Genomic DNA, 21,756 nt, shown 5'->3' on the forward strand with positions numbered 1-21,756 from the left:
CATGCAGTTTTTTAGGGGTGTTTGCCGGTGGTAAAGGGTTGATTTCATTGGGCTAAACACCCCTACGCTCCCCCTCAAAACCCCACCATTGGTATCAAAATTGGTATCACGCGCCAGGTCGCGCTGATAGCTAGTACACCCCTGGTCGGCGTCCTATCACCGGATTTCAAGACCGTGGTACAAGCGCCCAATCCATGCGGCGCCAGCGCTAGAATCGATTCCAAAACAAAGACGAAACGGCACGGCTACAGGCCGCATACTGCAAGGGTCGCCGTTTCAGTTTTGGAACCGATTTGCAGGGTTGAAGGCAGGCTGCCAGGCGCTAAACTCGGATCGGATACCGCCCCCAGAATGGAGTAAAGCAACTTGGCATGGGATGAAAAAGAAGTGGCGCGGCATGACGACCATCAGAAGGCCACACTCAAATACGCGCTCGAGATCATCAAGCTTCTATTTGTGTTGAGCGGAGGTGCTTTGGCCACCTGCTCTGTCTTCTTTTCGGACAAGATTGGCCTTCCCTCGACAGTTTTGCATTCTGCAAGGTGGGCTTGGGTCAGCTTGACGGTCTCGATGCTGCTGTTCTCCTTCACACTCGTCGTGGTGCTGGCTAGGGACTATGCAATAGGCGAACGTTGGCGAGCGGCAATTGAAAAAGACAAGGAATGGAGCTTTTCGAAATGGTGGGACATCTGGGCGTGGACGGTTGGTCTTGTCGGCTTGACTGCCTTTTCGGTGGGGATGATTGCATTCGCAATCGCGGCCTGGACTTACCTGGGGCGAGCGGCTCTCGTGCTCGCTCCAGCCCTACCTTAAATAGAGACTCCAGTACTGCAGCAGTAGCGTGAGATTCTGGCCTCAGGCCGCGCCATAAGCGGCCTGTGCACCGCCCCTGTCTAATACAGTTCGGCCAGTATCAGCGACTTTCACTCAGTAAAACCGAAAAGCTTTCGAGCAGTTCTAGACAGCATCAGCACCCCCACCCTGGCATTCTGCTAACGATGATCCGGCCAAGCTCATCACTCCCCATCCCCTCCCACGATTCGTACTTGAACAGGCCGATGTGATAGGCCTCTTCATGCTCTGTCAGCGCCCAAAGCCGCGCCGCCTCGGACAGTTCCAGCATATCGACCAGGTTCTCCGAGCTGACTTCACACCGGCGGTGAGCGGCATAGGCCATCTCATCGAGAACAGCGGCACGTCCGTCTGGATCGGTGACCAAGGCAAATCTGTCGTCCAGCTCATCCAGCCAAGCTTTCGGTATCCCCTCCATCATTCTGCCCTGCACCACCAGGACTGCGCGTAGAGCACGCCGTCGACCTCCTCCACCCCGTTGATGTTGATCCCGAGTTGGGCCATGCCGTTGACCTTGGCATCGTGCAGCCGCGGGATGATGTCCGGCCCAGGCGACGGGTTGAACACCCAGGCCTGGGTCGATACCCGGCCCAGCGGCTCACTGTGGTGGTCGCCGATGTGGATGTCGGCCCGGATGGGTGTGATCTTGCCGAGCTGATTCGTAGGGATGGCCACGCCATTCACGCGGCGGCGAACGAGGAGGAAGTACATAGGGCACCAATACTGTATATATGAACAGTATCGTATAGGCGGGATAGGTCGCGGGCAATTGCCGATCAGCGGATCAGTGAAGAGGTGGCAAATCCTTACCTCTGACCTTGGCGATGACGCGTAGCTGGTAATCGGACACCACCTGGAACAGTGACTCAGCCAGCAGACGCAGGCGCTCGATCTCCTCCGCCGGCGCGCCGCGATGCTGGGCCTGGTGATATTCCCGCAGGGCGTCGATAGCCTGCTGAATCAGCGGCTCGCCGGCTTCAACCATCCCTATGAAGGTGCGCTTGTCCACTGCAATGTTCTCTACGGGCCTGTTTGGTCGATGAAGAGAATGGTACTTTTGCAAGAAATTTCCAGCTAGCTTTCTGAGCGCTTCTAAAAGCTGCAGTTAGCAAGGGTTGCTGGCATAATGCCGGGTTTGTAACGGATCAGGATGTGTACGGATGCTTGGCGCATTGATGGGAAGAAAACGGGCTGCTCCACCGGCTGTAACTCAGGTGGTCTCTGTCCTAAACCGATTGTCTGCCTCTGCCGGAGGGGTGACACGGGTGTCGCTCAACCGATCTGCCATTCTGGCGGATAACGGCTTCAGGTCGTGCATCGTTTCAATCGACTGGGACCTTGGGCTGCAAGGTTCTGTACAGTCCCTGCGCATCAGCGGGCAGCTGGCAAAGCCAGTCCTTGCGCTGAACTTCTTCTACTACTATTGCCAAGCCTCCGTAATGCGTCGCTCCGGCACCAAGATCACCGATCTTGAGCAGCTCTCAGTCAAGTTTGCATCCAACCTTCCAAAGCGAAGATCTCGATTCATCGGCCTGACCGAGTTCCAGAGTCGCGAATACATGAACAGCTTTGGCGATGTATTTGCCCGGGAGATCCTGGACGCCGAAGGTAACTCTGTATCTTTTGAATTGGTAATTGATAGCGAAAGATCGAAACAGTACAAAACACGTGACGAAGCATGCTCAGCATGGCTCGAAGAGCTTGCCGACTACGGCGCGCACACGGTCATAATCTCCGACGCCTCTTCAACGAGCGACGTTGTGACCAATGTTCTCGGCGGCAAGATCTCCAAGGTTCTGACCCTCCATGGGAACCACTTCATGGAGCCGTTCACCTTTGGCAGCCCGATTAAGCCTCGCAGTCAGCTGATCATTGATAACGCCAACAGCTGCGATGCTCTTGTGCTGCTTACCGAAAGCCAAAAAAGGGACATCGAGCAGCAGTTCGGCGAAAGCTCCAACGCCGTTGTTATTCCTAACTCGGTCACTGAGTTTGCTATTAAGCAAGACGTTTCCAGAGACCAGAACGTCTTCGCAATCGTCTCGCGACTTGAAGGTGGCAAGCGCCTCGACCGCGCCATTCGCGCCTTCAAGATCGTCGTAGAGCAAAACCCAAAACTCCAGCTGGAGATCTGGGGTCGCGGTGCTTTGGCCGATGAACTTTCTGAGCTTATTTCTGAGCTAGATCTTGAAGACAACGTGTCTCTCAACGGCTACACCCGAGTTCCACATGCCGTCTATTCCCGGGCTCGCTGCACCTTATCCACTTCGCTGTCTGAAGGTTTCGGCCTGAGCATCATCGAGTCGATGTCGATGGGCACGCCGGTAATTTCGTTCAACACCAATTACGGCCCTATCGAGATCATCGATGACTACGCTAACGGCTACTTGGTGGAGTCCGAAAAAGAGCTAGCCGAACGCATTCTTGAAATCGCCGAAGACAACAATGCATTCGAGGCGCTTTCGAAGGGCGCCCTGGCAACTGCCGCCAAGTACTCTTCCAAGCGAATTGGCAAGGAGTGGATTGATCTGGTCAACGGCCTGGCACAAAAAGGTGCTGCTCCAAAGCATGGATCGAAGAGCAGGGCTATCGAAAACTCCCACTCCAGCAGTTCGGGCACATTGTTCATTTCGGCTAACGACATCACCGAAGAGCTCTCTCAAACGGCCCGGCATGTCGAGATCATCAAGATCGACAGATCGAAGCAATTCAACGACAAGATTTCGAAGCTTGAACCAGGCGTCTACCGAATCAAGAGTATGAAACTTGATGAGGATTCGTCACGTTACGCTATCAAATTCGGCCAGGGGCCGAAGACCCACAAGGGTACTATCCCGCACAAGTCGTTCACGCTCCGCTTGATTGGCTGACAAACTACGCTTATGGCCCTGGCATACTCCTTAATGTAGGGGCCATTCAGCAAAGCGTCGCCCCGTCCCCCTCTCCCATCTTTTAATTTTTCCGCATTGCGTCGCTCATAGCTTCGCAAGCCAGGCCGGCTATTCGGCTTCGCTCAAGCGCTGCCGCGAGGTCTCCCGCCATTCGGTCAGACTCTTCAAGCAATCCCCCGAGCACCACGACGGCAGAGGTTCCTGCCTGGCGCTGCTGGGTAGCGATGGTGTTGCAGGTTGCTGCTCGGCCGGCGCGCAGTCGATCGATTTCACCCCGCAGCCCGCCAGCAGCAGACTCAGCAGCAGCGGCGCGGCCCTGGGCCAGTTCCAGTTGCTGTCGTGCACTCTCACCCTCCTTGTCCGCCACAGCCTGGCGGCGCTGTTCTTCGGTTCTGGCCTGGACTGCGGAGCGCCGATCCCGCTCGGCTACCTGCAGTCGGTAGTCGGACAGTTCGGTTCGGGCCTCGGCGGTCTCGCCCCGGGCAACAACCACCCGGTACTGCTGACCGCCGCCCACGACAATCAGCGCAATCAGCCACCAGCACCAAGCTGGCACAGCGGCCAACCAATTCATGCGGGAACTGCCTTCATGGCATCGGCATAGTTGCGCTTGAACTTCGCTCGCAGCTCCTCTGGCTGTCGATCGTACGCACCAGGTCGCCAAACCCGCAGATAAAGCGCCCAGGCTCCCTGCTCATCCCCGGCCTCCGGCAAAGGCTTCGGATCAGTCCAAAGAAGTAGCCGGGCAAGTGCTGCGGCCAGAACAGGGTCCCGGCCAATGGCCTGATAGATCGAGTCGGCATTGAACGCCACCCCGCGGGCGCGGCAGACCTCTTGGGCCTTGGCCTTGGCCGCGCCATGGGTCATTACGCCAACGACGCCGCCGCCCTTCTCGAACTGGTAGTCGCCCCGGGCCGGCCCCTTGACCTGCTGCTCCAGCCGCGTCGGGTTTTCCTGCAGGTTGATGGCGTGAAGGATGACCCTCGCTGGCCGCGTGCCCATCTGCGGCGGCAGCAGGGCCAGGCCCTCTCGGATATCGGTGTCCAGTGACATGATTTCTCCAGTCAATAAAAGCCCGCGCATGGCGGGCTACATGATTTACAGGTGCAAAAAAACCGCTCAAGGCGGCCACGTTCACAGCTTGCAGATCAGGCGATGCCGTATTCGGTTTTCAGCGCGGCGACCAGTTGCGCAAGCTGTGCCAGGTTGGTTGGACTAGTGCGAAGCGACCGGTTGAACACGAAGGTGTCCCCTACCTTGGCAGTGCGCAGGCTGTTTCCACTGCCGTGATAGCCGATCTCGAGGTAGCTTTCGGTGCCGGCCGCACTGCCGGTGGTCTTGGTGTTCTCAGCGAACGACTCAACCTGGTTCACCGCGATCGATACCTTCTTCGTCGTGTCGTCGTAATCAACAATCGCGACAGCCCAGGTACCGGCCGGCCGTATCGCTTCCGCATATGGCGCGCTGTTGGTGCTGCCGTAGGCGACCAGACGCTTGACTTCCGAGGAGGCGGTGGTGGTGTCGTAGCGAAGTACCGTAGCGATCGCTGCATCACCGGTGTAGGCCATCATGAAGTTCAGGCGATCAGTGGGCTCGGTGATGGCGATCAGCATGACCACCGTGTAGGAAGCCGGCAGGCTTCCCGGCTGAAACGCCAGCGCACCCAGGCTGTTGTCGGCAGAGAACCCCAGCGCCGGCTTGCCACCAACGGTGCTCAGGCGCAGGACCGAGGGCGACGAACCCTTCTGGAGCAGCTTTTCGCCGGTAACCCGGCAATTGCCCGAGACGCCACCCTCAGCCAGGGCCACCAGACTTTTTGGCGCCATCGCCCGGTGAATGTAGGGCATCGACGATGCGATGCGGTCGGCGGCGGAAACGTTGAGTTTCACCGCACCAGGTGCTGCAGGTGCCTGGACGCCAGGCAGGACAATCAGTTGGCCTCGCAAAGCCATGAGGTGCACTCCATCAGTTGGTGACTTGAATTCGTTGGTGGCAGGCCCAGTTGTATACCGGTGTGCCGCTAGCATCGAGATCAGGGGCGCTGTCCCGAATGCACGTTCTTGGACCGGTAGTCGGACCCGCACGACTGCCTGCTACACCGATGTCGGCGATGCCTATCATTTGTTCGGTGCCTGTAGGCTCATTGCTCAGGGTGAGGCGCAGGGTATCGAAGCCGGTCTTCTCGACCTTGGTAAGGGTCGCGCTGGACGTGCTGTCGATCCAGCGCAGGCCGTAGAAGCCAGGGTCCAGCACGTTCACGATGTCGATAACCAGTGGTCCGGTCGGCACGTGGAACCGCAGGTCGACCGTTACACCAGTGCGCTTGGCCGACAGGCAGTGCAGAGGCAGCCAGATACGCTTGTTTATGATCGCGCGCGCCGCGCGGGCAACCATCACGCCATCGCGGGCATACGACGCGGCAGGAAGATGGATGCCGTCGGTATTGCTCGGCAGAGAGTACTGAGGGCCGGCCATCACAAACTTTTCGGGGTTCTCCAGCGCCGCCTGCAGTTGCTCATGAGGGATATTGCTGAAGGATCGGTTGTAGGCCGGCGCCGTCCAGTTGCTCATCTGGGTCAGCAGCATCGGGATGGTGTTGATCTGCCCGGACACCGCTCGCAGGTCGGCGTCGTAGTCGGTTTGCAGCTGCAGCAGGTGGCCGATGTACACCCCGGCGGCCATGCCGCCGTCATGCTGCCCCTGGTTCCAGCCAACAAACGGAATCTCGTAGGCATAGCCCAAGCGATCGGCCTCAGCCTTCGCGGCCGTGGCTGCGGTGATGCTATTGCCGTACGGGACGGTGCCCTTGTTCAGTGACGTGATGCCCTGCGCGCCCCGCGAGTGGTCGCTGGTGAGCAGGCCGCAGTTCGCCGGCAAGCCGCGATTGCGGTTGATGTTGGCGGCCGTCTGCAGTGCAGGCGACTCAAGCGAGCGGGCAGTGAGCGGCTTAAACGGTGCAACCATGCCGGAAGTCAGGGTCCCGGTCTCGTCCGCTAGCTGCACCCCATCATTGAGGGTGAGCAGCCTGTTTGCGGCGGGCGGCTGAGTGGTGATCGGCGCGCCAGAGCCAATACCCCTCATAAGCGACTGGCCGTTGAACAGGATGTGCAGAAGCTTGGTCACGTACCCGGCAACGCTGCCGGCGGCGGGAACCTGAGCAGACTGGGCTGTCACAGTGTTGTAGCGGCGCAAGTAGTTAACGACACCAGAACTGAGCAGCGGCTCGCTGTTGTCCCCATCAGATGTGAGCTGGTAGGGAATGCCATTGGAAAGCACCCACACATCTCGCTGGCCATGGGCGCCCTCCACCCACGCCAAGGAAGTCGCGGCGCTGGCCGGCGGCTGATAGAACACAACCTCACCGCTCCACTTGATACCCAGGATAACGATGTCGTTCTGGTCACAGAGCGCCCACGCGAAGTCACCGACCAGCGACAGGCCGGGCAGCCGGTCGAGGATCGCATCGACGACACCGTCGGTTCTCACCCCGAGGATTACGCGAAGCAGCTCATCAGTTAGGGCCCATGGGTGAGTTTCCGACATGTTGCGGGGTGGAGCTGTCTCGACAGCGAACTGGGTACTGTCCTGCACCTGCTTGACCTTCTTGGCGTTCGGGTAGGTATCCACGAAAACCGCAGCACCTGCTGTATTGCGGTACACGTTCACATATTCGTCATCAGCGCTCGAAAGAACGCTGAAGTTTGTGCCATCCACGGTGCCAACCAGCCCCAGCGCCACCGAGGTGTAGGGCATTGCCCCGCCAAGCAAGGTCGACAGGTTAGTCATTACCATCGCATTGGTCGGTCGCCATACCCCAGGCGACACCTCCACCATTTTCACTTCCGGCGACAGTAGCAGCTCGTCGGTCTTGTCGATCGTTTGTGTCAAGCGCGCGAGATCTTCTGCTCCGCTCATGTTTACTCCAGGCGAAAAAAAGCCCACCGAAGTGGGCAGAGAATTAGGTAGCCGTGGCGCCTGGCCAAGACTTGGTGTACCAGCGCTCCAGCAAGGCGCGGAGCTGGGCGGTCATTACCGTGATCGGCATACCGGCAAGCAGAGAGGTGAACTCCGCCTCGTCGACGATAGGCAATTCGAACAACTCAAGCGTGGCCGTGTAGCGCCACAGGTCATCGCTCACAAACTCGGGACCGGTGTAGATGTCGGTGAACCTGGCGCGATGCGGCTTCAGCCCCAGCGGCGTCCGAAGCGGGCAGAGGAACCAGTCGGCCCACCCGATCCCCCACTTGCACCACCCCTCAAACAGCTTGGCCTCTGCTGCCGAGAGCAACCAGCTGACGGGCAGCAGCGTAGGAACGCTGCCGAACCGCCGCCGCTGCATGGCCCGACCACTCGACATCGTCGTCCTGATTATCGGGCTTACGGGCTTGAAGCCGTACCCATCCCCCACTGGCAGCGGGAGATCATCCGGAAAGGTCAGCATCCTCAAGCATCCTCAGGTGCAAAGTTGTCGTCATCCGCGTAGACACGCGCGTCGTAGTTGACCGCCTCCATATCCGCCGAGTAGTCACCCGGCTCGATGGATGTGATGAGGACCGGGTAGCACCACCTGTTCGAGACGCCGAACAGCAAGTGCGGCGGCTCAATCTCCAAGGAAAGATCCGGTTCGAAATCAATCGTCGGGATGATTACTCTGTAGTCGTCCAGGCGCGCTGCAGCCCATGGCCCGCTGACAGAACCATCAGGCCTGCGAACTGCAAGCACATGGGTCTTCCCAGCCTCCCAAGTGAACGGCTCGCTGCTTTCTACGATCACCGGGCCCTCTCCATGGGAACAATCAGCCATTACCGCGGACTGGGCGTACCCCGGAATGTCATCTGCCACAGCGTCATAGCTGAGGTAACCGCTATTGAGCGCCGATAGCTCGGTGCTCCAGCTGTAGCTTTTGGTCTGGTAGACCTGCGCCCGGCGCTGCCGCATGCCATACCGCCAGGCACGATCGCGGTCAGTGACGCCATCGAGCGTTATTTCCTCGACCCTGATGAATGCATCACCGTCCAGCTTGCACTTCACCGTTTCTTCCGCCCAGGTGTTCCCATCCCGGTACTTGATAAGCACGCCGTCGTAGTCATCCGGTGCCGGCAGTGTGAAAGCGCGCTTGAGGGGGCTGGTCATGTTCTGCGGCGTGTACATCTTGCCGATCTGGGTGCGCAGCTCATCGCGCACGGGCGTGATCCGTCCACGCTCAAGCGTGAACTTCGCAAACCCGGCCTTCAACGCATCGTTCAGGGCGTCCTTGACCGTGCCTGCCTCTTCTACGGCGAAGTCGAAGTAGTCCCCCCGACTTTGCCAAGTAGCGCCGTGGCGCACGAACTCTTCGATATCCAGATCGTCGTCAGTGGCGCCCGCATCCTCCGCGACGTAGTGAACCCAGGGTGCGATGTCCCTGGTAGCTGTCGGCGCCGACCAGGTGCCATCGACCAGCACCGGCAGCTTCCGCGTGCCAATCACTGATACCTGACTCTCGGACTGCGCTGACAGCTTGGTACCGCCCCGGGCATACACAGCGATCACCGTCACGCCGGGATAGCGCAACGGCGCCTTGTCGATTCTGGCGCGCATGCCATACCACTGCACACGGTCCTGCTTGGTGTTGGCAGTAGACTCTTCACCGATTCGGCGGACCCGCATTTCCCCGCGCATGTAGGTCGGGAAGGTTACCGCTCGGGTGAAAGCGATCTGATCTCGGCGGGTTGCAGTGAAGGTCCAGAAAACGGAGGTCCAGTCACCTGCCGTGTTGGTATCGCGGTATTGCGCCTCGACCTTCACGCTGACCTGACGCTGGTTGCCGTTCTTCTCGGTGTAGCGGATCAGGCCGTTCGGTAAGAAGAAGTCCAGTTCCACCCGGCGTACAGTCTCGCCTTCCGGGCAGACCACGAACGACCCCGCCCAGTCGCCTTCAGTGGTTGACCCGTCCAGCACGGCGCTCACGCCATTGCTCTGGATCGCGTCGAACCCATCCCACTCATCGTCAACCGAACCGGTGTCAGTCAGGCGGACGACTGTGATCGCTGAAGGCCCATGGCTCTCGTCTTCCGGGGTCTCGCTGTCATCGTCCACGGAATCATCAGAAACTTCCGTGATCCGGTAACGCATGTCGCGATAGCCTATCGATGAAAGCAATTCACCGGTCTGCAGGCCTACAGCTGGAGCGCCGCCGTCATACGCCATGGTCATCGAGGCATCTTGACCATCCGTTGCCGCCTCAGACTTCACGCCCGTCGCAAACACGGGGCTCGCACCCAGGATGTCGACGACTACACCGGTGATGGTCAGGTCGATACCGGTGAACGGCGCGGCCTGCTCAGCAATCCGCAAGCGCCCGCTCGATGCACTGGCCACTAACGGCGTGCCTGCCAAAGCGGCGTTCACTGCAGATACCAGGCCGGCGAGGTCGGTGGTGGCAGTGATCAGAGAAACGGGGAAATCGCTGGCTCCCCGAGAAACCGTAAAGCTTAGCGGCGTCACATTGAAGTCGAAGCGCGTAGGCGCCGCGCTGCCGGTTACCATCGAGGCGCTACCTGGCACTGCCGGCGTGCCTGGCACCTCTGGTGTATAGCTGGCCACCACGTACTCGCCAGCATTGGCTCCCGATATCTCGATACGCATTCCAACAAACGGCTTTAGCATGGGCAGATGCGGGCCGCTGACCACGGTTGCGCTCCCATCAACCGGACCGGTGTATGTGTACGGGTACGGCACCTCGATGCGAGCAATCATTCCGCTGTCCCAACCGAGCGGGAACCAGCCAGCACCCTCTGGAACGGTCAGCACATGGTCGGCAACCAGCACCGATTCGCCCGTAAACTGCTGGGCCACGGTGGTGGTGGTCGTGAGCGTGAGCCCTGCCCCGCCAGTGCTGGTTGACCCAACCTCGGTGGAGTTGTGCCACCAGAGCCGAGCCGGCTCATCAGCTAACGACTCGCCTGGGCCGTAGATCCGGTATCGCGCGGTGCTACCGAGCGATGCGATCGGGGTGTCGCCGATCTTCACGTCGGTCGGGTTGATCTCAAACTCACCCACGCCAACGCACAGCAGCATCTCCACCCACTGCTCCGTTTCGTTGACGAAGTAATGCCGAGGGGGCACCAGGAAGTCGGGGAAGATTCGCGTGCGGCCGGCGACCTCCCGGATTATGTCCCCCACCTTTACCTGGTTGCCGGTGGTCTTCGCCAGGTTAAGGCTCTGTCCCTTTTGCGACTTGTTCGTCGGGGTGGTCAGCGGTTTCTGCGTGAGCATGATGACGCCGACCGCCACCACGGCGGCCACCACGGCCCACACAGCCACCTCAAGGCCGGTGCCCTTGGGCTCCGGGTAGATTCGGACGTTGTCCATAGGGGAAAACTCGACCTTGCCCCAGTGGGCAGGCGCAATGAAGACCCCGTTCACCTCGATGCTGATGGGCGGTGCCGATCGCGGCGCATACCCTGGAACGTTGCGCTGCAGCCACCCCTCGATCGTCATCACCTTGTCGGTTCTGTGGCGCTCCAGGGGGGAGCCCTCAAGCTTGCTCGGGTAGAATTCGATCACGGTGATAACTCACTTTCAGGTACTGGTCTTGAAATCGCCGAAGCGGCTTGATGGTCACCCCGCTGGGCTTCATCTCCAGGCCATGCAGCCGGCCTTCGGCCTCAACGATCAGTGCAACGTGGATGCAGATATCGCCCCGCCAAACGCAGGCGATAGCGCCGACCTCCGGCTCGCAGCGCTCCATGCCAGCGGCTTCATGGTTGACCGCTCGGGTGAACTCAATCGGCATGGTGTTTCGGACATAACCCCAGCTCGGGAGCAGCCTCAGACCGTACACCTCATGACGCACTGCCCTGGCCATCCCCCAGCAATCGAACCGCGCAGGGCCGCGTCCGCCATCCTCGTAGGTGGCGGCCAAGTAGCTGTCAAACATCACACGTACCTAAGGCAGGGGGCGAAACTCAAGGTGTACTTGCGCCTTGGCCAGGCCAAATTGATGTAGTCGGAGTAGCCAGCCTGCAGTTGCACGCTGGCCCCTTCCATGAACCCGCTGAGCACCGTCATCCGGTACGGCTTCTCTGCAGGTGCGGACAGGTCGGACGAGAGGAAGATCCGGAACACCAGAGTGATCTTCTGCCGGGCCTCCAGCGCTTGGTCGATCAGTTGCTGAGCTACGCCGGTGACGTTGTCGATGGCAAAGGTCAGCGTCTGGCTACCACTGTCGTCGCGCTTGGGCAGCGCTGCATCGAAGGCCGAGGCGGTGAACTTCACCTTGGCCCCCGTCTCGAGCGTGGCCCACACATCGTCGAAGCCAGCACAGAGGTAGATCGGCGCCGGCCAGGCTGGACAGCGAAGCTCAAGAGTCGGAATGATCCACGCCTTGCCGCCAGAGGCGTACAACGTTGCAATCGCGGTCATCGCCCTACCCTTTTTGCCCCATAGGTTTGTTCATAAGCCTTGGCCAGCACGCCGCCTTGCCGGATGTTTGCCACGCAGATATCAAGGATCTGACGACCATCCGGGCCCGTTGACATCTGAACTTGCCCTGCGCGACTGGCATCCTCATACAAGTTGACCTGGGGCGCAGGCTGAGCCGGCGCCGGACCGCCCGAGACCACTGAATCAGCAGTGGGGGCCGAAGAACTGCCTGGGCCACCTACGAAGGCGGCACGACCGTCGCTGATGGCTTCCAGCGTGCCCACGCCAATGCGCGCTGTAGCCTCAGCATCGAACACGTACTCGCCGCGGTGCACCGCGCCGGCGACCTCATCCTTGCGGCCGTGTCCTGTGTAGCCGCCATCCATGAAGCCCACACCCGACATCGCGGTCATGCCCACGGCCGAAGCCAACGGGTTGGCTATGGTGAGCGCAGTTGCCATTGCACCTGGTGCCAGGGCCGGACCAACGATTGGAATTGCTGCAGTAGAAGCAAAGGCAGCCAGGCCGGCCTGCAGCGCTGTCGCCTGGGCGTTCGCTGCCATCATTCCCGCAGCGCTCGCCTGGGTAGTCTTGCCGACGAGCAGCTGGACCCCTTGGTAAATGAGCCACTGCGCGGCCATGTCGGCCAGCGCGTTGAGCACCGACTCAGCAAAGCCACCGATCATGTTGCCCAGTGCATCACCAGCACTTTCAGTCTCAGTGGCAACATCGGTCATGAAGGTGCTCAGTTCGCTTCGGGCACTTCCCAATATGTTGGTGGTGGCATCGGCCGCCTGGGCCGAATAGTTCCTTGCCTCGTCGGCATAATTTGCCCAAGCCTCACGCACTCCGTTCATCCAGTTGGACTGCTGTTCGTCTACCGCTGCGTAGTAGTTCTTCTGGTTCTCGAGCTGCTTATCTAACTCCTGCTTCAGGATCTCGGTTTCGCCGGCGTACAGCTCTGGACTGATCTGCCCAGTGTTACGCTGCTCGTTCAGCGCTTTGAGATCCGCGACATACTTCTGCCGCAGGGCAAGCTCAGAGCGCATGCGATCACGCGCCTTGTCGCCCAAGCCGATACCAGCAAGCTCCTGATCGAAACCGTCAGCCTGAGTTCGGGTGCCACTCTGCTGAGCGGACCGGAAGGCGCTGAGCTTCAGGTCATCTTCATTGGCCTTCTTGATCTTGTTCAGCACGTCCAGCTCAGCAGCAAGCTCAAGCAGGCGCTTCTGCTGAGCTTTGGACAGGTTGCCTAGCTTCCCCTCTTGGAGCTCGAAGGAAAGCTTGGCGACCTCAGTCGCATCCTTGTGCTTGTCGCCAGTGGTGTTGATCAGCTCAATCTGGCGCTTGTAGCCTTCCTCAGCTGCGTCGAAGTCTTTCAGCTGCTGCTTGGCAGCCTGTTCAGACTTTGACTCCCCCTCACGCTTGGCCTTGTTAGCCTTGTCGTTGGCCTTCTTCTGCGCCTCGATAGCGTTGGCTGCCGACAGAATCGCCTGCCGATCGGTCTCGGTGAGGTCTGCATTCTCTGCGATGTAGCGGTTTGCGATCTTGATCGCGTCGTTGTTGTCTTGCAGGCCGCCAAGCTGCTTCTGCAGGGTTTCCAGGTAGGTCTGGCCAGCGCTGCTCATACCGGTCTTCGCGGCATTGTTCGCTTCGGTCGCGACCGTGTTTTCCTTGGTAACCCCGGTGAGGACGCGCAAGGTTTCCGCAATCAGGCCTGAACGCTGGTCAGCATCACTGACGGCGCCCGCCTGAGTGATCCAGCCCTGCAACGTAGCCGCTGGCAGCTGGAAGCGCGCACCCACCTCCTTGAGGATTGGGGCAAGGTCTGCACCTGAAGACCGAGCCTCATTCAGCCGGTCGATGATTCCTTGGTAGTCGGCCAACTGCTTGTTGTACTGACCACCCGAGTCCCGAACAGGTGCTGTTACTGTCGCAGAGCGTATGGACTGGGCAAGGTCGCCATAGGCATCCTTGACCTTGTCCGCGGCGTTGATCTGCTCCTGTTGCCATTTCACCAGAGCGGCTTCCCGCTGGTCCCGGTTGAGTTTCTGGAACTCCTCCCGCAGTTGGGATACGGGCTTTTGCATGTCCTCCAGGCTGACCCCGACCTTGTCCGCATTGTCGCGAAGCAGGAGGAAACTTGCCGCGGCGGTGCCGGCGAGAATCGCCAACCCCATGGGTCCGCCCAGGCCAGCAAGGAGACCGGCCGAAGCTGCCTTCAACCCAGACTGAGCTGTTGCTACTGCGGCAGTTGCAGCGGCCTCCTTTGTCCGCGCCGTTGCGAGCTGAAGGGACATTTGGGTCTGAACTGCGGTACCGCGCGCCGCAATAGCCTCCCGCTCAGCAAGAATGGTGGCAGTCTGAGCTTTCCGTTGATCCGCAATCGCCGCCTGCAGTGTTGCCTCAGCCTGGGCAATGCGCGCAGCACGGTCAGCCCGCGCGGCCTGCACGGCAAGTCCGGCCTTCGCAACGTAGTTGGTCAGCGCAGCAGCTCCAACGCCGCCCATGGCCACGGCCACCAGGTCCACGTTGTCAGCCAGGGCAATCAGCACGCTCGCAAAGCCAGCGACTATGCCGGTTTGCTCTTCCATACCACCCAGGAATGCCTGAATGGAGTTGCTGATGTTCACCATCGCGTCCTGCACGCTGGTGGACATGTCGGCCGCAGCCTTGCGGTTGACCTCCACGGTGCGCAGCAGGCCGGTGTTGATGTCATCGAGCGAAAGCTTGCCCTGGACACCGAGCTTCCTGACCTCCTCGGCGCTCTTGCCGGTTGCGGAGGCAATCGCAGTGACGATGGTAGGCATGGCGTCCTGAATGGACACCCACCCATCCGCCTCGACCTTGCCGGTCTGCAGCGCCTTCGAGTACGCATCCAGCGCGGAGCCGGCTTTGTCGGCAGCGGCGGCGTTGGTCACCAGCAGGAAGCTGAAGCTGTCGGTGATGTCGAGCGTCTGCTGAGTGTTGAAGCCCAGGCTGCGCATTACGTCCGCAGTGCGGATGTAAAGCTCTTGGGCTTCAGCCAGAGGCCGATAGGTTTCTTGGGAAGTTTGCAGGAGGTGTTCCTGGACCAGCTGGTACTCGCCTGCACTTCCGGCTGCAGCCTTCATCCGGTCAGACATCTGACCGTAGGCGTCGACTTGTTGAATGATTCCGCCGATCAGGCCGGCTCCGGCCACGGCCGCGAAAGCACCACGAACGAGAGTACCGGCTTGCTGCGCTGCGGCGCCTGCCCGATCAAAAGCAGAGTCGACCTTCGCCAAACTCTGATCAATCGCCTGGGATGACCGAGCGACCAACTGATCGGCATTGGCCAACTCTCGACGAAGCTGAGCCGTGGTCGCCTCAATCTGGACCAGCATCCCCTGGACCTGTTGGTCGGCCATGTAATTCTCCAGAACGAAAAAACCCGCCGGAGCGGGTGTTGAGCTATGCGTTTCGGCCCGTCAGCGCCTGGCGCAGCTTGTCGGCCACGGCCGAGGCGCTGGGTTTCGGCTTGGCCCCTTGCGCCTTTCCTTTGCCGAAGGGGTTGGTCATCTGCGACCACTCCAGCCTGGCATCCAACGCCATGAACAACTCGGGTAGCGGCGTTCGCCAAGCCACATCGGGTTGCCAGCCAAGCCAGCCCGTTGCGATCGAGTACAGCCGGTCAACGTAACTTCCGTCTTCGATGACGCTTACGCCGTCCCGGCTTGGTCGTTTCCCGGGTCTTTGCCGCGCGGGTTGTACAGCGCGACCAAGTAGGAGTTCAGCTGCGTCGACACATCAAGAACGCCGTGCTGCCAGACTTTCTCTGGCACTGCCTTGGCGGCCTTGTCGTCGAGGCCGGCACCGGCCACCAGGATGGCGGCGCAACCGTCGACGCTGAGCGAGTTGATCGCCTGGGAAGCACCGCGCAGGCCGCCAAAGCGGCTCTCGATCGCCCGCACAGCCTTCAGGGTCGGGGTAAGGGTGAACTCTTCATCACCCAGCTTGACGATAACGGTACCGTGCAGCGTGTTGTTCATGGATCAGGTCCTGTGAGGCCGGGGCCGAAGCCCCGGGTCGCTTATGGGGTAACAGGGGCCGGCAGCAGCTCGAGGATTTCCGAGTTGATGCCCAGGGTGATTTTGCGGCGCACCACGTTGTCAGCGGCGCCGGCCGCAACGGTGTTGTTCATCACCTTCGCGCGGTAGTAGAAGGTGGTCGGGCTGATTGCCGGGGATGCATCAGGGTCGCCGTCGTTGAGGGTGACCTTGATGTTGTAATCGCCCTTGCTGCGATCCTTGTGGGCGGTCTTGACGGCGTTCTGGCCAGCATCACCGTTATCCAGGCCCACGGTCATGGTCATGTCGCCGGCATCAGCCGTGCCCTTGTACTTGCGCACCCGGCCATCCTCGAGCGACGTGAAGGTCACGCTGCTGAAGGTGTCGCCGAACTCGCCGAGGTCTTCGATTTCACCAACACGCACATAGGTGTCGGCCTCGAACTCGGTTTTGGTGGTTGCGCCGGTCTTGCTGCCAATGAACAGGCGGCAGCCAGCGGCTGTGTTGAGGTTGTCTTCTGCGGGCATGGGTGATCCTCCAAAGCCACGTTGGATAGAAGCCGCAGAGCGGCCAGTGGGTGATTCAGTGGGTGGTGATCACACGGACGGTGATCGAGCCCTGGTAGGTGATGCCGTCGGCATCGCGCTGGGCGTCGGCCTGTTCGACCCGAACGGAGACGGCACGGCCGACTTCCAGCGGCAGGCGGCGCTCGTCCAGGGCGGCGATAACCTCGCCGTTGATGCGCTTCACCTCAGCCTGGCCAACGGCATCAGACCAGACTGACAGATAGATCAGGCGCGTCTCGCGCTTGCGCCCGGAGATCGGGCTGGCATTCACCGAGATTTCCCGGTCGATCGACACGTAGGGCATCGGGGTGTTGATGTCCGCCCCGTCGTAGATCGGGCAACTGACCTCAGCTCGTAGCCGGGCGAATATCGCTTCCTGCAGGGCCAGTGACGGATTAGCCATTGCCTACTCCTTGGCTTGCTTTGCGCAGCGTACGGCGTACAGCGGCCTCAATGTCGGCCATCACATACTCCCGATTGACCTGCATCGACGGGCGCAGCCATGGGTGCGCCGGCCTGGCCGGAATGTCCGGGTACTTGCCGAAAAAGTGGGTGCCGTCGCTCTTGTTGGTTACGCGCCGATTGCGCTCCCCCGCCCGCTTCCCGCCGATGTAGCCCTTGGTCCCGTACTCGATGAAGCGCAGATAGAAAAACCTGCCATTGGCGCGCTTACCCCGGATACCGATCTGAGCATCCAGGCCGCTCGGTGAAACGTAGACGGTCAGCGCTGCAGCTGCCGCCCCGGTGTCTTTGGGCATCAGCTGTCGCTGTGTCTCCAAAATCCTGTTCGCGGCCTTTTCCATCTCTGGTTTGAGCTCGTTGTCCATGGTCTTGTGGATATTGCGCAACGTCCGGCGCAGCCGGATATCACCACGAATACTGGACCGGCGAGCCATGGCCTACTCCTTGGTCTGAGCAGCCTTCGCTGGCTTCTCGGTCTTTTCGGTGACCTCTTCGGCATAGCCGCGGGCAATGAGGCCTTCGCCATAGGCCTTTTCGACCTCGAACTCTTCGCCCTTTTCACGCTCACCAGATGCGCCCGTCAGCGGGCCCAGTGCTCGAATTTTCATGATTCACCTCAGGGGTTGGGGACGCTGGAGCACAGCAACCGCAGCATGTCCCGTTCGTTGTTAAGGAGTGGAGCCTCGATGGTGTAGGTCGCCCGGGAGCGAAGATCAGTAAATCGCCAGCCAGCGACCACGTCAGATCTTGGACGGATACGAATCTCAGCGCTGATAACCGCCTCGATCTGCTCCGCCACTGGTGACACTCTGCCCGTGGGCATGGTGATCTCGGCCCATACCCTCCCGACATCCGCCCACACCTGGTCGAAGCCACCCGTCTTGTTTTGCACGCGCTCCGGCTTGCTCAGCAGGCCGCGGTGTCGCATGGGTCCGGCTCTCATCAGAATCGCTTCCTGTACCAGAGCAGCCTTTCGACGGCGAGCGGCATGGCCGTGGCGATAGTGCCGACAGCAACAGCCTCGCGGTTGGCGTACCAGTGGCCGACCAGCAGCAAGACCGCCTGCTCGACATCTCCGGTCAACCCCATTTCCTCGGGCTCCACCGGGTCGTTTTCTACCAGCTTGCGGTCGCAGTGCTGCTCGACATGGGCCTTGGCCGCTGCGACGTAGCCGCCGATCAAGGCGTCTTCTTCGTCGCCATCGACCCGCAGATGCATCTTCACGGTGGCAAGGTCGAGCATTTACTTGGCCTCTTTCGGGGCCGAAGGCTTGGATTCCTTGGGCTTGGCCACCTTGGGCTTGCCGTTGGCGTCGAGCTCAACGGCGAGGCCTTTGCCCAACAGTGCATGGGCGTATTCATCGTCAGCCTTCTCGAACTCCTGGCCGCGCTTGACCTTGGCCGACTCGGAGCCCAGCAGATCGGCGTTACCGACGAACCCCCACAGAGCTTTGATGTGCATACTGCCTCCTGAAACAAAGAGGCCGGCGATACGCCGGCCTTGAAGGATGGGTTAGGCAGCGACCGGGAAGTTGCCCTTGACCAGGGCTTCCTTGCGGCGCACGCCGAGGCCCAGACGCTCTTCAGCCAGCAGCGCGATCATGTTCTTGATGAACATATCGTTGATCAGACCCATCTTGAACAGATAGCTCATGCGGTCGAAGAGGATTGCCGCGCGGGCGAAGTTGGCGATCAGGAACTCGCCGCCATCGTCTGCATCACCCTCGTCCATGCTGTCCGAGGTAATGACCGGACGACCCCAGAGGATCGGAGTGACCAGGCCCTGCAGGTTGGCGAACAGGTAGCGGTTTTCTCCATCCTTTTGCAGCTCGATGTTCATCCAATCGAGCTCGCTCATCACAACGCCATCAGCGGACAGCTTCGATTGCTTACGAACCTGATAGATGCCGCGGCGCACGATGTCGATCGAGGTATCGCCTGCCTTGGTCAAGTTGGCGTCGTAGATTGTGGCCTGGGTCATAAGACCGTTCAGGTTTTCGCCAGTACCATCACCCTTGAGGATCTGGGTTTCTTCTTCGAGCTTCAGGTCGTAGCGCAGCAGTTCCTGAATATACCCCTGCATTTGGGGAACGTCGGCCAACGCTTCTTCGGTCACTGGCATCCAGACCGCGATCTTTTTGACGCGATCGGTTGCCGCTTCGAAAGTCACGTCGCTGGTTGGCTTGGAGCCACCCTCTGCTACCATGCCGGCGCCGCGAGTATGCAGCTTCTCACGGAAGTAGGTGTAGTTCTGCCCGGTGACCGGGATAGCGGTGAGCAGGTCGCGGATTCTCAGCTCTTGGCGAATGCCTGGCTGGATGGTGGTGTCATAAACTGGCGCGACAACACCGGCGCTGGTGACCTTCACTTCCTTCATGGTGGCCAGATCAGACTTGGTGACCTCGATCTCGGCACGGCTAGCCGAATTCGAAGACAGGGCCTTATAGCTGTCATCGCCCTTGATCATGTCGATGAAGCTTTTGCCTTCGCTCGGCAGGCCGCGCAGCTTGACGCCTTTCTGCTCCAGATCAACCACCTGGTCGATGACCTTCTGCAGCTCTCCCTTCTGGTCTTCGATTTGCTTCTTCAGGTCGCCAGCAACCTTGTTGCCCTTCTGGACCTCGTCCATGGCCGCATCGTATTTCTTTTGCAGCCCCTCGAAGCCACTCTTCAGTTGCAGCTCCAGGGAATCCTTCAGTTCTTTTACTTCGCTCATCATGCTACTCCGAAATGGTGGGTGAACAGGTTGGAAATGTCTTTCAGCTCATCCACGATCGCCGTGGCCTCGCTCCCGCCGTCACGGCGTAGCGCGGTGTAGCCGAGCGAAGCGACTGCCGCCGCTTCCTTCTGCGAGAGGCCCATGCGTTCGCGCAGGGCCTTCTCGAAAAGTCTGATGTCCGATTTGACGCTGAGGACTTGCGCCTCGGGATTCATGCCGAAAGGTACGAAGGACGCCTCCCAGAGTTCGGCCTCTTTGATGAGGCGCACGCGCCGGCCGGCACGGTCCTCGAAATCTGCCTTGATGGTGTTGAAGCCGATCGACATGCTGTCGAGCACTTCGGCCTTCATCAGCTCGTAGGCGTCACGGGCGTAGCTGACGTTGAGGTTTACCTGACCCTTGAGCAGCAGGCCGTGGTCGTCCTGCCTGTAATCTGCAGCTCCCACCAGGCGCGTCAGGTCGTGATAAAGGGCCAGCTTCAGTTTGCCGCTGCGAGTGGCCTTCACCCGGGTGAAGGCGCCAGGCAGTATTACGTCGTCGCCCAAGTCGACGTTGTTGAACACCGCGGCGTAGCCCTCGAAGTTGCCGGCATCGTCTACGGCCTTGAGCTCGAACGGGACTTCAAGGTTCGCCATTTTTTTGCATCTCCCACCGGGTAACCCGGGCGTAGTCGCCGCCCAGCGGCGCATAGTTTTCTTTTTCGCGAACCTCATCGATCGACAGCCAGCCCGAGCCGCCCGAGCCACCCAAGGCAGCCTGGAAGTAGGCGGCTCGCCCGGCGCTGTCAGCGCGCAGCAGCCCCTCGACCACGAACTCAGCGAAGCGTGGGCCTGAGCCAAACAGCTTGTCGTTCAGCTCGTCCTCGACGGTATCGATGTAGGGCTTTAGGCCGAAGGTGATGAACCCTGTGAGCTGCTGCTCAAGGTTCGAACCCATGATTGAGGTCTTGCCAGCACGGTTGGCCAGCCATAGCGGCACGCCGTAAATGCCGGCCAGCGCTTCCTCTTGGAACTGCTGCGACTCGATAAACTGCGCATCCTTCTGGCTGATGCCGGCGGGGACGATTTTTGGGTTGCCCTGCAAGATCGCCATCTTGCCGATGTCATCGGCGTCTGCTTTCCGAACATCCGGAAACTTCGCCATGATCTGTGCTTGCTGAGCTTCGGTCAGGAATTGCTCGTAAATGACATAGCCGCCAGTAAATCCGCCCTTGCGCATGAATCGCGCCGACCATTGCTGCCCAGCCTTCGCCAACCCCATGGTTTCCGCCTGGTGCTCTATCGGCGATAGCCCAACAACACCGTCCAAGCTGAACAGCTTGAAGTGGAGCATGTTCTCAGGGGACACCGGATATGGATCGCCCTCGCTGGGTGTCACCACGTAGACAAGGTCGTCATCAGTGTCGATCTTTACAGTCCGCCAATCCAAGGGCACTAGGCCGATTGGATCGCCGTGGACGTTCCGCTCGATCAGGGCGAACGCGTTACCCCGCAGCGCCATGTTCACCACCACGAACTTGAGAAAGTTCAGCATGGTCATGTAAGGGTTTGGCTTGCGGAGCAGCTTGAGCATTCGGTCATTGCCGGTGACCAGCGCTCGATTCCCTCCCTTGTCCTCGTACATCTTGAGCGGTAGACCACTCAGGGACTCGGAAAGGATCTTGACGCAGGACCAGACCATGCTGATCGACAGGGCTGTTTTAGCGGATACCCGCACCCCCGCCTTGGTGCGTTTGCCGCCGACCTCCAGGTCAACCTCGACATAATCGCCCGTGTTCGGATCGGTGTAGCCGAAGAATCCCCAGGTCGCGGGGTTGTACCATTTGAATGCCAT

The 21,756-nt window shown here is 60.1% G+C and carries 26 protein-coding genes; 2 read left to right on the top strand and 24 right to left on the bottom strand.

Going from position 1 to position 21,756, the window contains the following annotated elements:
• Positions 1–366: 366 nt before the first annotated feature.
• Positions 367–813 carry a hypothetical protein gene (locus LVS58_RS19185; protein ID WP_233692345.1) on the top strand — a complete coding sequence of 149 codons (447 nt, stop codon included), beginning with the start codon at positions 367–369 and terminating at the stop codon, positions 811–813.
• A 154-nt stretch (positions 814–967) separates the two neighbouring features.
• Here the strand turns inward: LVS58_RS19185 and LVS58_RS19190 are convergent, their stop codons facing one another.
• The 3 genes from LVS58_RS19190 to LVS58_RS19200 form a co-directional block, all read right to left on the bottom strand.
• The gene (locus LVS58_RS19190) at positions 968–1,273 is read right to left on the bottom strand and encodes a hypothetical protein (RefSeq protein ID WP_233692346.1); all 306 of its coding nucleotides are present in this window, start codon (positions 1,271–1,273) and stop codon (positions 968–970) included.
• Entirely contained in the window at positions 1,270–1,563 is a 294-nt protein-coding gene (locus tag LVS58_RS19195; protein ID WP_012052974.1) for a hypothetical protein, read from the bottom strand. The genes LVS58_RS19190 and LVS58_RS19195 overlap by 4 nt, the downstream gene beginning before the upstream one ends.
• 73 nt (positions 1,564–1,636) lie before the next feature.
• Positions 1,637–1,861, bottom strand: coding sequence for a hypothetical protein (locus LVS58_RS19200; RefSeq protein WP_233692347.1), 225 nt, complete (start codon positions 1,859–1,861; stop codon positions 1,637–1,639).
• A gap of 151 nt (positions 1,862–2,012) precedes the next feature.
• Here LVS58_RS19200 and LVS58_RS19205 point away from each other — a divergent pair, with 151 nt between their 5' ends.
• Positions 2,013–3,722 (top strand): glycosyltransferase, encoded by a 1,710-nt coding sequence (locus LVS58_RS19205; RefSeq protein ID WP_233692348.1) that lies wholly within the window; start codon positions 2,013–2,015, stop codon positions 3,720–3,722.
• An 82-nt stretch (positions 3,723–3,804) separates the two neighbouring features.
• On the opposite strand, the gene LVS58_RS19210 is transcribed toward LVS58_RS19205, so the two are convergent.
• The 21 genes from LVS58_RS19210 to LVS58_RS19310 all read right to left on the bottom strand — a co-directional run bounded on the left by LVS58_RS19210 (position 3,805) and on the right by LVS58_RS19310 (position 21,756).
• Positions 3,805–4,317, bottom strand: coding sequence for a DUF2514 family protein (locus tag LVS58_RS19210; protein WP_233692349.1), 513 nt, complete (start codon positions 4,315–4,317; stop codon positions 3,805–3,807).
• Positions 4,314–4,796: a hypothetical protein gene (locus LVS58_RS19215; RefSeq protein ID WP_233692350.1), complete on the bottom strand. Its 483-nt coding sequence runs from the start codon at positions 4,794–4,796 to the stop codon at positions 4,314–4,316. Before LVS58_RS19215 ends, LVS58_RS19210 begins: the two co-directional genes overlap by 4 nt.
• 95 nt (positions 4,797–4,891) lie before the next feature.
• On the bottom strand, positions 4,892–5,695 hold the full coding sequence (locus tag LVS58_RS19220; RefSeq protein ID WP_233692351.1) for a hypothetical protein: 804 nt from the start codon (positions 5,693–5,695) through the stop codon (positions 4,892–4,894).
• 13 nt (positions 5,696–5,708) lie between these two features.
• Positions 5,709–7,658 (bottom strand): hypothetical protein, encoded by a 1,950-nt coding sequence (locus LVS58_RS19225; protein ID WP_233692352.1) that lies wholly within the window; start codon positions 7,656–7,658, stop codon positions 5,709–5,711.
• Between the two features lie 43 nt (positions 7,659–7,701).
• Positions 7,702–8,184 (bottom strand): hypothetical protein, encoded by a 483-nt coding sequence (locus tag LVS58_RS19230; protein ID WP_233692353.1) that lies wholly within the window; start codon positions 8,182–8,184, stop codon positions 7,702–7,704.
• 2 nt (positions 8,185–8,186) lie between these two features.
• Positions 8,187–11,291, bottom strand: a complete 3,105-nt coding sequence (locus LVS58_RS19235; RefSeq protein WP_233692354.1) for a host specificity factor TipJ family phage tail protein — start codon at positions 11,289–11,291, stop codon at positions 8,187–8,189.
• Complete coding sequence (locus tag LVS58_RS19240; RefSeq protein ID WP_233692355.1) at positions 11,263–11,664, bottom strand: hypothetical protein; 402 nt, start codon at positions 11,662–11,664, stop codon at positions 11,263–11,265. Before LVS58_RS19240 ends, LVS58_RS19235 begins: the two co-directional genes overlap by 29 nt.
• Positions 11,664–12,149 (bottom strand): DUF1833 family protein, encoded by a 486-nt coding sequence (locus LVS58_RS19245; RefSeq protein ID WP_233692356.1) that lies wholly within the window; start codon positions 12,147–12,149, stop codon positions 11,664–11,666. Before LVS58_RS19245 ends, LVS58_RS19240 begins: the two co-directional genes overlap by 1 nt.
• Entirely contained in the window at positions 12,146–15,538 is a 3,393-nt protein-coding gene (locus tag LVS58_RS19250; RefSeq protein WP_233692357.1) for a phage tail tape measure protein, read from the bottom strand. Before LVS58_RS19250 ends, LVS58_RS19245 begins: the two co-directional genes overlap by 4 nt.
• 43 nt (positions 15,539–15,581) lie before the next feature.
• A complete protein-coding gene (locus tag LVS58_RS25365) occupies positions 15,582–15,722 on the bottom strand; it encodes a hypothetical protein (protein ID WP_306139469.1) in 141 nt (46 codons plus the stop codon).
• A gap of 107 nt (positions 15,723–15,829) precedes the next feature.
• The gene (locus LVS58_RS19260; protein WP_233692358.1) at positions 15,830–16,159 is read right to left on the bottom strand and encodes a hypothetical protein; all 330 of its coding nucleotides are present in this window, start codon (positions 16,157–16,159) and stop codon (positions 15,830–15,832) included.
• Positions 16,160–16,200: 41 nt separating this feature from the next.
• Complete coding sequence (locus tag LVS58_RS19265; protein WP_233692359.1) at positions 16,201–16,704, bottom strand: phage tail protein; 504 nt, start codon at positions 16,702–16,704, stop codon at positions 16,201–16,203.
• 55 nt (positions 16,705–16,759) lie between these two features.
• Positions 16,760–17,146 (bottom strand): DUF3168 domain-containing protein, encoded by a 387-nt coding sequence (locus tag LVS58_RS19270; RefSeq protein ID WP_233692360.1) that lies wholly within the window; start codon positions 17,144–17,146, stop codon positions 16,760–16,762.
• On the bottom strand, positions 17,139–17,639 hold the full coding sequence (locus LVS58_RS19275) for an HK97 gp10 family phage protein (protein ID WP_233692361.1): 501 nt from the start codon (positions 17,637–17,639) through the stop codon (positions 17,139–17,141). Before LVS58_RS19275 ends, LVS58_RS19270 begins: the two co-directional genes overlap by 8 nt.
• Before the next feature lie 3 nt (positions 17,640–17,642).
• Positions 17,643–17,813: a hypothetical protein gene (locus LVS58_RS19280; protein ID WP_233692362.1), complete on the bottom strand. Its 171-nt coding sequence runs from the start codon at positions 17,811–17,813 to the stop codon at positions 17,643–17,645.
• 8 nt (positions 17,814–17,821) lie between these two features.
• Positions 17,822–18,148 carry a phage head closure protein gene (locus LVS58_RS19285; RefSeq protein ID WP_233692363.1) on the bottom strand — a complete coding sequence of 109 codons (327 nt, stop codon included), beginning with the start codon at positions 18,146–18,148 and terminating at the stop codon, positions 17,822–17,824.
• A complete protein-coding gene (locus LVS58_RS19290) occupies positions 18,148–18,447 on the bottom strand; it encodes a head-tail connector protein (RefSeq protein ID WP_233692364.1) in 300 nt (99 codons plus the stop codon). Before LVS58_RS19290 ends, LVS58_RS19285 begins: the two co-directional genes overlap by 1 nt.
• A complete protein-coding gene (locus tag LVS58_RS19295) occupies positions 18,448–18,666 on the bottom strand; it encodes a hypothetical protein (protein WP_233692365.1) in 219 nt (72 codons plus the stop codon).
• A 51-nt stretch (positions 18,667–18,717) separates the two neighbouring features.
• Positions 18,718–19,920, bottom strand: coding sequence for a phage major capsid protein (locus LVS58_RS19300; protein WP_233692366.1), 1,203 nt, complete (start codon positions 19,918–19,920; stop codon positions 18,718–18,720).
• Positions 19,920–20,558, bottom strand: coding sequence for an HK97 family phage prohead protease (locus LVS58_RS19305; protein ID WP_233692367.1), 639 nt, complete (start codon positions 20,556–20,558; stop codon positions 19,920–19,922). The genes LVS58_RS19300 and LVS58_RS19305 overlap by 1 nt, the downstream gene beginning before the upstream one ends.
• Entirely contained in the window at positions 20,545–21,756 is a 1,212-nt protein-coding gene (locus LVS58_RS19310) for a phage portal protein (protein ID WP_233692368.1), read from the bottom strand. Before LVS58_RS19310 ends, LVS58_RS19305 begins: the two co-directional genes overlap by 14 nt.

It is taken from the genome of Pseudomonas sp. JR33AA, assembly GCF_021378985.1.
In the GTDB taxonomy this organism is placed as follows: Bacteria; Pseudomonadota; Gammaproteobacteria; order Pseudomonadales; family Pseudomonadaceae; genus Aquipseudomonas; species Aquipseudomonas alloputida.